Raw genomic sequence first — 14,497 nt, 5'->3', positions numbered from 1 at the left:
CTGTCTCGGACAGCGAGTCACTCGTAGGTCAGCGACATCCCGTCGTCGAACCGCAGGTCCCCGCCGTTGAGGTGGCTTGCGTGCTTCGAGAAGCCGAACGCGAACAGGTTCGCCACTTCGGCGGGCGTCATCATCTCCGTCGTCCGCGACTGGCCGAGCATCACGTCCTCGACGACTTCCTGCACCGAAATCCCGCGCTGTTCGGCCGTGTCCGGAATCTGATCGGTCACGAGCGGCGTCTTCACGTAGCCGGTGCTGACCGAGAAGGCGCGAACGTCGGCGTCTCCGCCGCTCTCCGCGGCGATGGACTGGGTGAGTCCGCGGAGACCGAACTTTGCCACGTTGTAGGCCACCTTGTCGCCGGTGACGTAGTGGCCGTGGACCGAGGCCATGTTGCCGACGCACCCGAACCCGTTCTCGCGCATCCGCGGCAGACACTCCTTGGCGAGTTGGACCGGCGCGCGCACCATGACCGCCTGCATCCGGTCGTAGGTCTCCATCGGGAACTCCTCGATGGGGTCGATGTGTTGCATCCCCGCGACGTTCGCGAGGAACGCGACGTCACCGTGCGTTGCGGCCGCCGACACGATTTCGGGCACGTCCTCGCGCAGGTCGCCCGCAACTGTTTCGACGGTCCCTGCCACGCCGAGGTCCGCGGCCTTCCGGCGGGTCGCTGCCAGTCCCTCCTCGTCCACGTCGGTGCCGACCACGGTCAACCCGTTCTCGGCCAGCACGAGCGCCGTCGCCCGACCGATACCCGAGGCCGCACCCGTGACGAGGGCGACGTTCTCCGGGGCGAACCTGTCGTCGTCGAGGACGAGCGCGTCTTCGGTCGAGAGTTCCGGGGCGGTGACTTCGTCGGACATGTCCGTGAGCACTCCCCGAACCGGGGAAAAGCCGAGGGTTAACGTGTGAACGAGGCGCTCCGGGGGCTACCGTCTGACCGTCGGGACGCAGTTCACATGTTAACCCAGCAGTATTTGCCGGGGTGTGGGTATCATTCTAATCTGTTATGGCGGATGACAGCGTTTCACGACGGCGATGGCTCGCTGCGGTCGGGGCGACCGGGGCGGCGGGTCTCGCCGGATGTACCGGCGGTGACGGTGGACAGAGTACGACAACTACAACTGCGAGTGACGAGACCGATGGCGGCATGACAGAGACCACGGCGAAGACGACCGAGCAGGCGAACGTCTCCGGAAACGTGAAAATCGGCGTCCTCCAACCGACGTCGGGCGACCTCAAGTACTACGGCCAGCAGTCGCTGTGGGGCTTCTACTCCGGACTGGCGTACAAGGGCGACACCGACCCGATAACGGGGTCGAGTACCGGGACTCACACCGTCTCGGTCGGCGACACCGAGTACGAACTCGTCGTCCGGGACACCCAGTTCGCGGCCGACAAGGCCCAGTCGCTGGCGACCGACCTCGTGAAGAACGAGGAGGTGGACATGCTGTTCGGGTGTGCCTCTTCGAGCGCGGCCAACCGCGTCATCAAGACCGTGGTCAAACAGGCGCAGGTCCCGTACATGGTCGGTCCGGCGGCGTCGGCCGACATCACCGCGAACTCCGAGACCTGCGGAAATCTCGTGTTCCGCGCGAGCGAGAACACCGCGATGGACGCTCGCTCGGGCGGGAAGTACGTCGCCAACCAGACCGACGTGAGCAAGGTGTACCTGTTCGGCGCGGACTACTCGTTCGGGAAGGCGGTCGTCAACAACTACGAGCAGGTGCTGAAGGACGAGGGCGTCGAAATCGTCGGCAAGAAGTTCGTCCCGCAGGGCCACTCCGAGTGGAAGGGACTGCTCGACAAGGCCAAGAACGCGGGCGCGGAGGGCATCGTTGGCGGATTCACGGTCGCCACGCTCCCGAAACTGTTCACGTCGTTCCTCAACGGGAACTACGACTACCGCGTCTTCGGCGGGTTCGCCACCCGAATCACCAACGCTATCGTGGGCCAGACCCTCCAGAAGGCGCTCGGCAAGCCCCTGACGAAGGAGAAACTGCAGGGGACGAAACTCGGTCCGTTCACGACGCGCTACCACTGGAATCAGTACGACAACGAGATCAACAACCAGTTCGTGGACACCTATACCAGCGCCTACGGCGTCGTGCCCGACCTGTTCACCTCCGGGACGTTCACCGCCGCCTCGGCCATCGCGCAGGCCGTCTCCGAGAGCGGTTCGACCGAGGGCGCGGACATCGCCAGCGCCCTCCGCGGGATGACCGTGACGGACACGCCCAAGGGGAAGAACGGCTACACCTTCCAGCAGTACAACAATCAGGCCCGGTCGTCGATGACCGTGGCGAACCCCGTCCCGACCACCGACGAGTGGGCCGGGAACTGGAAGGCCGCCATCATGCCCAGCGAACCGCTGGCGACCATCGGGGCGAAGGAAGCGACGATTCCCAAGGACAGCGACCAGATGAACTGCTCGCTGTAGGCCATGTTGCGAACCTCCGGATTGACGAAGCAGTTCGGCGGTCTCACGGCCGTCGACGACGTGGACTTCGCGCTCGGCGAGGGCGAACTCTGCTCGCTCATCGGCCCGAACGGCGCGGGGAAGACGACGTTCTTCGACCTGCTGACCGGCGTGCTGACCCCGACCGCGGGCACCATCGAGGTGCGCGACAGAGAGGGATGGCGCGACGTGACCGACGCCACGCCGTACGAGACGGCGAGCCTCGGTCTCCACCGGTCGTACCAGATTACGAACGTCTTCCCCACCAGCACGGTGCTGGAGAACGTCCGGGTCGCGGCGCAGGCCGCCAGCGGCGACGCCGCGAAGTTCTGGCGCAACGCCGGGGCCTTCGAGCGACACGTCGAGGAGGCCCACCGGATTCTGGACCGAGTGGGTCTCTCGGCGGAGGCCCACACCACCGCCGAGAGCCTGAGCCACGGCGCGAAGCGCCAACTGGAGGTCGCCATCGCGCTGGCGGGCGACCCCGACGTGCTGTTGCTGGACGAACCGAACGCGGGAGTCTCCTCGGAGAGCGTCGGCCGGATAATCGACCTCATCGAGGACGTGGCGTCCGACCACGCGGTCCTGCTCGTGGAACACAACATGGACATCGTGATGAACGTCTCCGACCGCGTCGTGGTGCTGAATCAGGGCGCGGTCATCGCCGAGGGCGAACCGGAGGCGGTCCGGAACGACCCCACGGTGCAGGAGGCGTACCTCGGCGGCTACGAGGCCGGGAGCCTCGGCGACACGGAGTCCGACTCGGACCCGACCGCGGACGACGCCGGGGCCGACCCGGAGGAGGGGACGGCGTGAACGCGACGCCCCCAGTTTTCGTACGCCGGTTCACAGGTGCGCAGTCCACCAGCGAACGCTCGGTTAGGCAACCGACGTCTGGGTGGACAAAAGGGGCCGCCCGGTCGCGGTCACGCGAGCGAAGCGAGTGTGACCTCGGAAGACCGGTCGTCTCCCGGCGGGCCGAAGGCCCGTGGTCGTCTGACCGGCCACTATCTGCGCCGGGCAGTGCCGAGAGGCGCAGATATGTCGGTCAGCGACCGCGACCGGGCGGGGGCTTTCCGAAACGCCACCCCACAGATGCTGTGAGCATCAGTCGCCTCGAAGACAGATTTAGAGGCAAATCAAAGGAGACGATACGATGACACTACTCGAAGTCGAGAACGCCCACACCTACTACGGCGAGAGCCACATCCTCGAAGGCGTCTCGCTCGACGTCGAAGAGGGCGAGGTGGTCGCGCTGGTCGGCCGGAACGGTGTCGGCAAGACCACCACGCTCCGGACCATCCTGCAGTTGACCCCGCCGAGCGAGGGCACGGTTCGCTACCGCGGCGAGGACGTGACCGGGGCGGCGACCCACGAGGTCGCCGACCGCGGCGTCGGGTGGATTCCCGAGGAGCGGCGCATCTTCTCGCAGTTGTCGGTCGAGGAGAACGTCCGGGTCGCGGTGCCCGACGGCGAGGACGTGGGCGCGGCGATAGAACTCGCCTACGAGACGTTCCCCGACCTCGAACGGTTCGCGGACAAGGACGCCGGGAACCTCTCGGGCGGCCAACAGCAGATGCTCGCGCTGGCGCGCGGACTCGTGGGGAACAACGACCTCCTGCTCGTAGACGAACCCAGCGAGGGTCTCGCGCCGCTCATCGTCGAGCGCGTGGCCGAGGCGCTGGCCGACGCCGCGCGGGACACCACGCTGCTGCTGGTCGAGCAGAACCTGCCGCTGGCGCTCGACCTCGCCGACCGGTTCTACGTGCTGGACAACGGGCAGGTGGTCGACGAGGGCGACGCCGACGAGACGTCCGCCGACGACGAGCGACTCAGGAGGTATCTCAGCGCATGACCGGACTCGAAGCGACGCTGGCGAACGCCGTCGTCCTCGCGGGATTCCTCGACGCGCTCGGCCAGTTCCTCCGGCCGGAGAACCTCGCGTCGGTCCTCGTGGACGGACTGGCGAAGGCCGCCATCTACGTGATGATAGCCGGGGGACTGACGCTCATCTTCGGCCTGATGGGCGTGCTGAACTTCGCGCACGGGTCGATGACGATGATAGGCGCGTATCTGGGCGGCCTGCTGATGGTGTTCGCCGTCGGCGGGACGACCGGCGGTGCGACCCGCCTGCTGGCGTTCTTCCTCGCGCTGGCCGCGACGTTCGCGCTCCTCGCGGGTCTGGGCGGCGTGGTCGAAGTGACGCTCATCAGACGCCTCTACGACCGACCGCCGGTGTACCAGATACTGCTGACGTTCGGGCTGACGCTCGTTCTCGACGAACTGGTCCGCATCGCGGTGCTGTTCTACGGGATGCAACCGACCAGCGACTGGCAGGCCGCGCTGGGCACCAAACCCGGCTTCCTCGCCCAGTCGGTGGACCTCGGTCTCATCTCGGTCAGCGGTCTCTCGCTGTTCGAAATCGTCGTCGGCGCGGCCACGGTGGCGGGTCTCTGGGCGTTCCTCACCCGGACGCGCTACGGCCTCGTCATCCGGGCCGGGAGCGAGGACGCCGAGATGACCGAGGCGCTCGGCATCGACGTGCGCCGCGTCTTCACTGTCGTGTTCGCGCTCGGCGCGGGCGTTGCGGGCGCGGCCGGGACGCTCCTGATGTGGGACCCCGCGTGGGGTGCCAGCGTCCCCCTCGCCGCGGACACCCTGCTCCCGGCGTTCGTGGTCGTCATCATCGGCGGTCTCGGCACCTTCCGGGGCACCGTGGTCGCGGCGGTCATCGTCGGGATGGCCGACGCCGTGACGACGTGGTGGTTCGTCAACCACGTCGATTTCGCCAGTCTGCCCGAGATGACGGTCTTCCTCATCCTCGTGGTGATGCTCGTCTTGCGCCCGCAGGGCCTGTTCGGCGTCGAGGAGGTGGGCGGCCATTAGCACCGAAACCGCGGACGCCGCGGCTCCCGAGACGGACGCGGACGAGGAGTCGGCGGCGTCGTGGCCGGTTCGCTACCTGCGCGAGCAGACCGCTCACGTCGCGGTCATCGTCCTGTTCGCGGCCTATCCGGCCGTCTACTCGGCGCTGGTCAACTCGCCGGTCGGCGCGGAGATGGTGACGGTTCTCCCCGACGTGGAGACGATGGTAACCGTCCTCTACTTCGGCCTGTTCGCCATGTCGTTCGACTTCGTCAGCGGGTACACGGGCTACCTCTCGTTCGGCCACGCGGCGTTCTACGGCACGGGGGCGTACTTCGTCGTCCTCGCGGCCAACGGGAAGGTGCCCCTGCTCGGGACGGGCACGCCGTTCCTCTACTTGCTGGTCCTCGGCGGCCTCGCGGCGGCGGTGCTGGCGGTCCTCATCGGCGCGGTGTCGTTCCGACTGTCGGGCGTCTACTTCGCCATGATTACGCTGGGGTTCTCGCAGGTGCTCTACGTGTTCGTCCGCGACTGGGACTACGTGGGGTCGAACCCGCGCGACGGTCCCGCGGTGCTGGAGCGGACCGACCCGTTCAGCGTCGGCGTCCCCGGCGTGGATTCGCTGGACCTCGCCATCGGCCAACTCGCGGGCGACAGCGTGGACGGACTGCTCGGCTTCCTCTCGTTCGGGACGACCGAGGTGTCCTACTACATGGTCGGACTGGTAGTGCTGGTCTGTTACTTCGCCATGCAGCGCGTCGTCCACTCGCCGTTCGGCCGCGTGCTGGTCGCCATCCGCGAGAACGAGGAGCGCGCCGAGGCCGTCGGCTACAACACCTTCTGGTACAAACTCGGCGCGTTCGCCGTCTCGGCGTTCTTCGCCGCGGTCGCGGGCGGCCTGTTCGCCGGGTTCCAGCGGTCGGTCTCGCCCGAGAACACGTTCTACTTCCTCGTGACCGGCGACGCGCTGCTGGCGTCCATCATCGGCGGGTTCGGCACGCTCGCCGGGCCGCTGTACGGGTGGCTATTCGACGAGAGCGTCACCGAGTTCCTCTCGAAGACCGGGGAGGGCGGCGGTCTGCTCCCGTACCTCCGTGACCACCTCGGCGACGCCACGATGACGACCGAACTGTACGACGGGTTGACGGTCGGGCAGGCCATCGACACGTTCCTGAACGGCCACGCCGAACTGTACATCGGCGTCGTCTTCGTGCTGTTCGTGCTGTTCGTGCCGAACGGTCTACTCGGCACCGTGCGCGACCGACTCGGCGGTCCGGTCGGCAAGCAGGTCGCCGCGCGACTGCGAGGTGAGGACCGATGACCGGTGGCGAATCCACCGTCGGTCTGACGGGATACGGAACCTACGTCCCGGACGAAGTCGTCACGGGCGAGGAGATAGCCGCGCAGAGCGGGATTCCAGCGGAGGTCGTGGTCGAGAAGATGGGCGTCCGCGAGAAGCGAGTCTGCCCGTCTGACGCCGACCACGCCACCGACATGTGCGTGAAAGCCGCCGAGGACGCCTTGGCGGACGCCGAAATCGCTCCGGAGGACGTGGACGTGGTCCTCTATCATGGGTCGGAGTACAAGGACTTCGTGGTGTGGAGCGCCGCGGCCAACGTCGCCGAGCGCCTCGGTGCCGAGGACGCCTTCGCCGTCGAGAGCTACGCGCTCTGCGCCGGCGCGCCGCTGGCCGTCAGGCAGGCCAAGTCCCAACTGCTGGCCGACGCGCCCGAGACGGCGCTGTTGGTCTCGGCGAGTCGGGAGGAGGACCTCGTAGACTACGGCAACGAGGACTCGTCGTTCATGTTCAACTTCGGCAGCGGGGCGTGCGCGATGGTTCTGGAGACCGACCCCGCCGACGACCGAACTCGGGCCACCGTCCGGGAGAGCGCCGCGATTACCGACGGCAGTTTCTCGGAGGACGTGGTGATGCCCGCGGGCGGGTCCAGAAACCCGCCGAGTCGCACCACGGTCGAGCAGGGGCTTCACACCCTCGACGTGCCCGACCCCGACGGGATGAAGGAGCGTCTCGCCGACGTGAGCCTCCCGAACTTCCTCGACGTGGCCGACGACGCGCTGGCGCGGTCGGACTACGGCCGCGACGATTTGGACTTCGTCGCGCTGACCCACATGAAGCGGTCGTTCCACGACCTGCTGGCCGACGAACTCGACGCGGAGAGCTACTACCTCGACGAGTACGGCCACGTCCAGAGCGTGGACCAGATTCTCGCGCTCGACGAGGGACTGTCTCGCGGACTGGTCGAGTCGGGTGACCTGCTGTGCTTCCTCGCGGCCGGAACCGGGTACACGTGGGCCGCGACCGTCGTCGAGTGGCACGGCTAGAACTCCCGATAGCGGTCCGTTTTCCGACTCGGAGAGACCCCGCGTGGTAGTCGCCAGTCGCTCGGAGCGTCGTTCCGGACCTGTCTCGGCGATTGGGCGTCCTACGTCTCGGACTCCGGTTTCGCGGTGTAGGCCATTTCGAGGCGGAGGACCGCCGAACAGGAGATGTTCTCCACGTCGAAGTCGATGCCCTCGACCTGTTCGTCGAGGTAGCCGTTACACCGACCGTGTTCGATGATGTTCTCGATGGTGGCCGGGGAGCCACACTCGGGGCAGTCGAAGTAGTAGCCCTCGCGCGACTCGTGGATCGCGTCGGGTTCGAGTTCCATCCGGGCCGCTTGCTCCCAGTCGATGTCGGCGAGTTCGTTGTCGTCGGCCATGCAACTGTTGACGGGAGAGGGACGGGTAACGCCTACGGCCGCCGTCGCCTCCCTTCCGAAACCCACAAACGCCGGTCGCGCCAACCAACGCTCGATGGAGAAACTGGAGCGGTACGAACCGCTAATCGACGACTTCGGGGCGTTCCTCGACGCCTGCCAGCGTTCGCTCCCCTCGGTCGTCCGGGTCAACACGATAAAGGCGACCCCCGAGCGAGCGACGGCGGCGCTGGACGAGGAGGGAATCGGCTGGACCGACCGCGAGTGGTCGGACACGGTGCTGGAGTTGGACACCGACAGTCCCGGACGCACGTGGGCGTCCTACCACGGATGGATTCACGGGCAGGAAGAGGTCTCGGCGATTCCGGCCGAGGTCCTCGCGCCCGAATCGGGCGAGCGCGTCTGGGACGCCTGCGCCGCGCCGGGGAGCAAGACGACTCAACTCGCCGCCCTGATGGACGACGAGGGTCTGGTCGTCGCCAACGACAACAACCTCGGTCGCCTCTCGGCCCTGCGGTTCAACACCGAGCGACTCGGGGTGACCGACACCGTCGTGACGAACTCAGACGCCCGGAACTTCTCGCTCAAACCGTTCGACTTCGACTCCTTCGACAAGGCGCTGGTGGACGTGCCCTGCTCGTGCGAGGGGACGATTCGGAAGAACCCGACCACGCTGGACGAGTGGACCATGGACCACGTCCGGAGCATCGCCGGGGTCCAGAAGGGCATCCTCCGGCGCGCGGTGCAGGCCACCAGAGCGGGCGGCACCGTGGTCTACTCGACCTGCACCTTCGCGCCCGAGGAGAACGAGGCGGTGCTGGACCACGTGCTGGACGAGGAGGACTGCCGACTCGTGGCGTTCGACGTCCCCCTCGACTCCCGGCCCGGCGTCACCGAGTGGGACGGCGAGACCTACGACGAGAGCGTCCGGAAGGCCCAGCGGTTCTACCCCCACCACAACGACACCGGCGGGTTCTTCTGCGCGAAACTGGAGGTGGAGGGATGACCGAGTCGAACCAGCAATCGAACGACGGTCAGCAGTTCGACCGCCTCCCGGAGACGGCCGACGACCGAAAGGTCGAGGGTCGCGCGACCCGCGAGGAGGTCGTCGAGTGGTGGGACGAGCGGTTCGGCGTCCCGCCCGAGACGTTCGAGGGCTACTCCTTCTGGGAGAAGGGGAAGGGCAAAATCTGGATTCTGCGGGGCGACATCGCCTCGCCGGTCCGCATCGAGGCGCTCGGCATGAAGTTCCTGCGAACGCGACAGGAACACTGGAAGCCGACGACCAACGCGGTCCAACGGTTCGGCCGCGAGGCCAGCGAGAACGTCATCGAACTCCCCCGCGAGCAGGCCCGACGGTTCGTCCGGGGCGAGACGACCGACCCCGACTGGGACGGCGACTGGGGGTATCTGGTCGTCACCCACGAACTCGCGGGCGACCCCGAACCCCTCGGCGTCGGTCTCTACGTCCACGACGAACTCCGGAGTCCGGTGCCGAAGGGCCGCCAGCGCGACCTCTAAGCGTCTTCTCTCTGCTATGTTGGCGTTCGAGGGGTATCGTTCACGGCCGACCCAAACGGTCAGCGGATGAGTCTTTCACCAGCGCAACTCAGTCCTTTCGGCGAATCGTCCCGCCGCTCAACCCCTCCCACTCGACCGCGAACCCGAGTTCCGACAGGAGGGCACTGGCGTCCGCGACGCCCCGGTCGGCCAGCGCCCCCTCCGCGTCCGAGAAGGTCATCCCTTCCGCGATTTCGTCGCGGAGATCGGTCAGTACCGCGGGCCGGACGAGAGTCCGACCCACGCGCTCGTGGTCGGGGAACGACTTGCCCTCGATGGCGTCCTCGCTGACGCCGTACTCCTCGGCGAGGGTCTCCAGCGAGACGACGTCGGCGTCCGGGACGAGTTCGGCCGGGAGGGCCGCGGCGCTCTCGGCCGCGAGGTCGCGCTCGTAGCGCCGCAGGGCGTCGCGCACGTCTTTGAGCCGAATCGTTCCGGTGTAGGGAATCGCGCGGTGGTCGCGGGCCGCTATCTCCTCGCCGACGCCCAGACTCTCGTCCACCGCGACGAGCAGTTCCACGTCCTCGACAGTTTCGAGTTGCGAGAGCTTCTTCTCGACGTACTCGGGCGTCCAGAACCCCATAATCTCGAAGAAGACGCGGAAGTCGGCGTGCGAGTAATCGAACGCGAAGTCCGGAATCATCACTCGCGCGCCGGTTTCGAGGGGTTCCGGTTCGCGGGTGAGTTCCCAGTCGAGGTCGAGCGACTCGAACCGGGCGGCGAAGTCGGCCTCGACGCCGCTGTCGAAGGTCACGTCCGCGACCGGTTCGGTGCCCGGCACGCGCACGGGGTCGTCGTCGGACAGCGAGAGGGTGCGCTCGGTGCCGTAGTCGTCGATAGTCGCCGAGAGCGTCCACGCGCCAGCTTTAGCCACGGTCCGGAGGAGGCGTGCGAACCGGGTGCCGTACCGCCGGGTCGAGCGGAAGAGGGCGTCGGGACCGGTGACGACGACTTCCCGGTCCGAGAGGGCTTTCTCGTCCCCCTCGGTCTTCCGAATCTCGTACATCAAGCGCAGGCGCTTGACCGCCGAGACGAGCGCCTTGGGGTCGGACGTGCGGACTCGCAACTCGGTGGCGTCGAAGAGGGCGGTCTGGGCCAGCGACAGGTTGTACTGCGCGAGGAGTTCGTCGGGACTCCATCTGGCGTCGAAGGCGTCGAGGACCTGTCGCTCGTCCAAGTCGGCGTACAGCGAGTCCGCGACCGCCTCCGGGTCGGCACCGAGGCGGTCGCCCGCGCGCCGGAGGGCGTCGTCTCGGTCCGCCTCGGAGACGACGCCGACCTGCTCGGCGGCCTCGAAGGCGACTCGGCGGGCGCGCTCGGGGGCGACCGCAGACCGGGTCTCGAAGGTCGCCTCGCGGTCGAGGAGTTTGGCGAATCCCCGGACGAGTTTGAAGTGGTCCGCCTCGGGTTCGAGGTCCGAGAGCGCGGCGTCGAGTTCCTCGTGACGTCGGCCGACGTGGCCCTGATACGTGCCGAGGACCCGCGCGGCCAGTGGCCTGTGTTCCCGGCGCGCGAACACCGGCCGGTAGCCCCCGCCCGCTCTGGAGACGCGAAGCAGGTCCTTGGTGAGCATGGGCGTAGGTCGGGGTGGCGCGTACAAAAACGGTCGGAAGACAGAAGACTCATTCCGCTGGACCGGGACCCCCAGATATGCGTAGACGTGACATACTTCGGAACGGTGCGGCCCTCGGAGCGACGGCGAGCGTCGGGGCGCTCGCGGGGTGTGCGGGCGGCGGCGGTGGGGAGTCGGAGCAGTCGGCGGCCCTCTCCAAGGAGTCGTTCGATTTCCACGAGGGCGAGTCGGGCAACCTCGTCGTCGCGGTGACGCTGAAGAACGCGGGAGAGACGGACGGAACCGGGAACCTCTACGTGACCGTGACTGCCGCCGCCGAGCGGACCGACGGAAACCAGACGGAGGGGAACCGGTCGGACGGCGGCGACGACGGCACGGTGGCGTCCCGAGAGTCGATGGAAGTGACCGTCCCGGCGGGCGAGACGAAGACCGTCGAACTGGCGTTCGATATCTCCTACGAACAGTTCTCCCGACAGGGGTCCATCAACGTGGACTTCCGGCCCTGAGCGTCGCGCGAGAAGGCCGCGACAGCGTCGCGCTGTCGGATTACCGCCTGCGCTCGGCCACGCGCTCCTCGGCGGTCTCGGCGCTGACGACTTCGTACAGCAGGGCGGGCCGTCCGTCCTCCTTCGGTCGGAGGATGCGCCCGAGGCGCTGGGTGAACTCGCGTTCGCTCCCGCTCCCCGAGAGCAGGACCGCGACGTTGGCGTCGGGCACGTCCACGCCCTCGTCCAGCACGTTCGAGGTGACGACCCGCGAGTAGTCGCCCTCGCGGAATCGGTCCAGAATTTCGCGGCGCTCGGCCGCGCCGGTCTGGTGCGTCACGGCCGGGAGGAGGAATCGCTCGGAGAGGCGATACACGAGGTCGTTGTGCGCCGTGAACACGATGACGCGGTCGTCGCGGTGGTCGGCGAGGACGGATTCGAGGGCCGCGACCTTGGCGTCGCTGTTCATCATCACCTCGCGGGCGCGCTGCTTGGCGAGCAGGGCCTCGCGGGCCGCGGGGTCCGACCCGGAGCGCTTGACGAGTTCCTGATAGTCGCTGCCGCTCTGCATCCGGATGTCCGACCGGGCGAGGTAGTTCGTGAACACCTCGTTGGCGTCCTCGTAGCGCTCGCGCTCCTCGTCGGTCAACTCGACTTCGACGCGCTTGACGTCGTAGGGCGCGAGGTGGTCGCCCGCGAGTTCCTCGGGGTCGATGGCGTACACCTTCCCGCCCACGAGGTCGGCGACCACCTCGTGGGCGCCGTCCGGGCGCTCGAACGTCGCGGTCAGGCCCATCCGGGCGGGCGCGGCGAGCAGTCGGGCGATGTCTCGGTACCCCTCGCCGCCGAGGTGGTGGACCTCGTCGAACACCGCGAGACCGAACCGGTCGCCGAGTTCGTCGGCGCGGAGGTACGCCGAGTCGTAGGTCGAGACGGTGAGCGCTTCGACGTTCTGCTCGCCGCCGCCCAGTTGTCCGACGGGAACGCCGAACTCCGATTCGAGTTCGCGCCGCCACTGCTCCAGCAGGTCGATGGTGGGGACGACCACGAGCGTCGCGGTCTGCAACTGCTCGATGGCCTTCAGGCCGATGACGGTCTTCCCGCTCCCGGTCGGGAGTTCCAGCACTCCCCGCCGTCCGGCGTCCTCCCACGCGGAGAGCGCGTCGCGCTGGTACCCGCGGAGTTCGTAGGTCGAAGCCACGTCGGGGAGGTCGGGCGCGTCGAGGACCGAGTCCTCGTAGCTCAGCCCTCGTTCGTCCAGCGCGTCGCGCAGCGCGGCGTACCGGAACCCGGGTGCTCGGCGCGTCTTCGACCGGGCGTCGGCCTCGGTGAACGGAACGTCGAGGTCGGCGTCGCTCTCGACCCGGATCGTTCCGTTCTCGAAGGTGAGGGTCGCGTCGGCCACGGCTTGGTGGTCTCTGGGTGCCCGCGGGACATAAACGGCTTGCCGTGGTTCGACGGTCACTCGGGAGCGCCCGTGGGGGTAGACCACGGTGATTCGGTGACTGAAAGCGAGCGGACAGGATACGCTGAAACGGAACCACCGCCGGCAAACGGGCAGGTAGATTAAGTTTCCGGACGGCCTTACTCCGATAGTTACCATGGCGGACATCGACCAGCGTGAGGCGGCGCGACTCGTCGACCGCATCATCGAGGAGGTCGCGGCGTGGCCTCACGTCAACACCGAGGAACACCGCTTCGAGGGCCGGGAGTTCACGCTCGGTCCGCGCGAGGTGGGTCACGTCCACCGGTGGGGAATCGTAGACGTGCCGTTCATCGAGCGCCTTCGCGAGGCGCTCGTGGAGGAGGGGAAGACCGGCGAGCATCACGTCGTCCCGGAGTCGGGGTGGACCACCCACTACGTCGAGGACGAGGACGACGTGGACCAGTGCGTCTGGCTGTTCCGCCTGTCGTACCTGTATCACGTCGATACCCTGAAGAAGACGCCCGCGGGAGCCGAGAGATTCGAGGAGATAGACGTGGCGGAAGAACTCGAGGAGTTGGGAGCTAGCGACGAAGTTCGGGCGGCGTTCGAGCGGCGCAGAGACGAGTCGTAACCGGTCGTCGTCCGCGGACGGTCCACTTTCTGAATCCTTAAACGCGCCCAACCGTTTGTACCGCATATGACCGACGAGGAAGCCACCGAGCAGGTGCGGGACGAAGCCGAGACGGAGGACACCGACGCCGACCGAGGGGACTCGCTCGGCCCGGAGAGCACCAAACTCGTCGCCGAAGTCGCGACCGAGGACGCACAACTCGCCACCGACCTCGAAGACCACCTCGCCGAACTCGAAGCCGACAAGCGAGAGGCCGAGGAGCGGGCCGACGACTTCGAGTCCAAACTCAAGCGCAAGCAGGCCGACTTCCAGAACTACAAGAAGCGCGCCAAGAAGCGCCAAGAGCAGATGAAAGACCGCGCGACCGAGGACCTCGTGGAGAACATGCTCGACGTGCGCGACAATCTGAAGCGCGCCGTCGAGTCCGACCACGAGGACGTCGAGAGCGTAAAGGAGGGCGTTCGGATGACGCTGAAGGAGTTGGACCGCGTGTTCGAGGGCGAGGACGTCGAGGAGATCGCGCCCGAACCCGGCGTCGAGACCGACCCCCAGCGCCACGAAGTGATGATGCAGGTCGAGAGCGACCAACCGGAAGGAACCGTCGCGGACGTGTATCAACCCGGCTACGAGATGGCCGGGAAGGTCCTCCGGACCGCGCAGGTCACCGTCAGCGACGGCAACGGCGGGGAGTGAGTCGCCGAGGGGGAGTGCGACTCAGGAGTGGAATTGCGGTCGGATATATAAGTATGTCATTCACGGGCACGGGCTATCAGTAA

15 protein-coding genes are annotated in these 14,497 nt (G+C 67.4%); 11 read left to right on the top strand and 4 right to left on the bottom strand.

Annotated elements, in window-relative coordinates:
- Window positions 1-17: 17 nt before the first annotated feature.
- Complete coding sequence (locus NGM06_RS10205) at window positions 18-866, bottom strand: SDR family oxidoreductase (RefSeq protein WP_254266860.1); 849 nt, start codon at window positions 864-866, stop codon at window positions 18-20.
- A 146-nt stretch (window positions 867-1,012) separates the two neighbouring features.
- Here NGM06_RS10205 and NGM06_RS10200 point away from each other — a divergent pair, with 146 nt between their 5' ends.
- The 6 genes from NGM06_RS10200 to NGM06_RS10175 all read left to right on the top strand — a co-directional run bounded on the left by NGM06_RS10200 (window position 1,013) and on the right by NGM06_RS10175 (window position 7,669).
- A complete protein-coding gene (locus NGM06_RS10200; protein ID WP_254266859.1) occupies window positions 1,013-2,443 on the top strand; it encodes an ABC transporter substrate-binding protein in 1,431 nt (476 codons plus the stop codon).
- Window positions 2,444-2,446: 3 nt separating this feature from the next.
- Window positions 2,447-3,277 carry an ABC transporter ATP-binding protein gene (locus NGM06_RS10195; RefSeq protein ID WP_254266858.1) on the top strand — a complete coding sequence of 277 codons (831 nt, stop codon included), beginning with the start codon at window positions 2,447-2,449 and terminating at the stop codon, window positions 3,275-3,277.
- A gap of 340 nt (window positions 3,278-3,617) precedes the next feature.
- Complete coding sequence (locus NGM06_RS10190; protein ID WP_254266857.1) at window positions 3,618-4,316, top strand: ABC transporter ATP-binding protein; 699 nt, start codon at window positions 3,618-3,620, stop codon at window positions 4,314-4,316.
- Window positions 4,313-5,347, top strand: a complete 1,035-nt coding sequence (locus NGM06_RS10185; RefSeq protein ID WP_254266856.1) for a branched-chain amino acid ABC transporter permease — start codon at window positions 4,313-4,315, stop codon at window positions 5,345-5,347. Before NGM06_RS10190 ends, NGM06_RS10185 begins: the two co-directional genes overlap by 4 nt.
- Window positions 5,348-5,519: 172 nt before the next feature.
- Window positions 5,520-6,647, top strand: coding sequence for a branched-chain amino acid ABC transporter permease (locus NGM06_RS10180; protein ID WP_254266855.1), 1,128 nt, complete (start codon window positions 5,520-5,522; stop codon window positions 6,645-6,647).
- Complete coding sequence (locus NGM06_RS10175) at window positions 6,644-7,669, top strand: 3-oxoacyl-ACP synthase (RefSeq protein ID WP_254266854.1); 1,026 nt, start codon at window positions 6,644-6,646, stop codon at window positions 7,667-7,669. The genes NGM06_RS10180 and NGM06_RS10175 overlap by 4 nt, the downstream gene beginning before the upstream one ends.
- 101 nt (window positions 7,670-7,770) lie before the next feature.
- Here NGM06_RS10175 and NGM06_RS10170 read toward each other — a convergent pair whose 3' ends face one another.
- A complete protein-coding gene (locus NGM06_RS10170; protein ID WP_254266853.1) occupies window positions 7,771-8,049 on the bottom strand; it encodes a hypothetical protein in 279 nt (92 codons plus the stop codon).
- A gap of 94 nt (window positions 8,050-8,143) precedes the next feature.
- Here NGM06_RS10170 and NGM06_RS10165 point away from each other — a divergent pair, with 94 nt between their 5' ends.
- Window positions 8,144-9,052: an RsmB/NOP family class I SAM-dependent RNA methyltransferase gene (locus tag NGM06_RS10165; RefSeq protein WP_254266852.1), complete on the top strand. Its 909-nt coding sequence runs from the start codon at window positions 8,144-8,146 to the stop codon at window positions 9,050-9,052.
- A complete protein-coding gene (locus tag NGM06_RS10160) occupies window positions 9,049-9,567 on the top strand; it encodes a DUF7122 family protein (RefSeq protein WP_254266851.1) in 519 nt (172 codons plus the stop codon). Before NGM06_RS10165 ends, NGM06_RS10160 begins: the two co-directional genes overlap by 4 nt.
- An 88-nt stretch (window positions 9,568-9,655) precedes the next feature.
- Here NGM06_RS10160 and NGM06_RS10155 read toward each other — a convergent pair whose 3' ends face one another.
- Window positions 9,656-11,179 carry a DUF790 family protein gene (locus NGM06_RS10155; protein WP_254266850.1) on the bottom strand — a complete coding sequence of 508 codons (1,524 nt, stop codon included), beginning with the start codon at window positions 11,177-11,179 and terminating at the stop codon, window positions 9,656-9,658.
- 77 nt (window positions 11,180-11,256) lie between these two features.
- Here NGM06_RS10155 and NGM06_RS10150 point away from each other — a divergent pair, with 77 nt between their 5' ends.
- Entirely contained in the window at window positions 11,257-11,685 is a 429-nt protein-coding gene (locus NGM06_RS10150; RefSeq protein WP_254266849.1) for a hypothetical protein, read from the top strand.
- A 40-nt stretch (window positions 11,686-11,725) separates the two neighbouring features.
- Here NGM06_RS10150 and NGM06_RS10145 read toward each other — a convergent pair whose 3' ends face one another.
- Window positions 11,726-13,069, bottom strand: a complete 1,344-nt coding sequence (locus tag NGM06_RS10145; RefSeq protein WP_254266848.1) for a DEAD/DEAH box helicase — start codon at window positions 13,067-13,069, stop codon at window positions 11,726-11,728.
- A 196-nt stretch (window positions 13,070-13,265) separates the two neighbouring features.
- Here NGM06_RS10145 and NGM06_RS10140 point away from each other — a divergent pair, with 196 nt between their 5' ends.
- Window positions 13,266-13,721, top strand: coding sequence for a luciferase domain-containing protein (locus NGM06_RS10140; RefSeq protein ID WP_254266847.1), 456 nt, complete (start codon window positions 13,266-13,268; stop codon window positions 13,719-13,721).
- A gap of 66 nt (window positions 13,722-13,787) precedes the next feature.
- Window positions 13,788-14,414, top strand: a complete 627-nt coding sequence (locus tag NGM06_RS10135) for a nucleotide exchange factor GrpE (protein WP_368410433.1) — start codon at window positions 13,788-13,790, stop codon at window positions 14,412-14,414.
- Window positions 14,415-14,497 lie beyond the last annotated feature (83 nt).

It is taken from the genome of Halorussus aquaticus, from assembly GCF_024218795.1.
GTDB lineage: Archaea > Halobacteriota > Halobacteria > Halobacteriales > Haladaptataceae > Halorussus > Halorussus aquaticus.
This window is presented reverse-complemented; position numbering and strand designations above follow the sequence as displayed.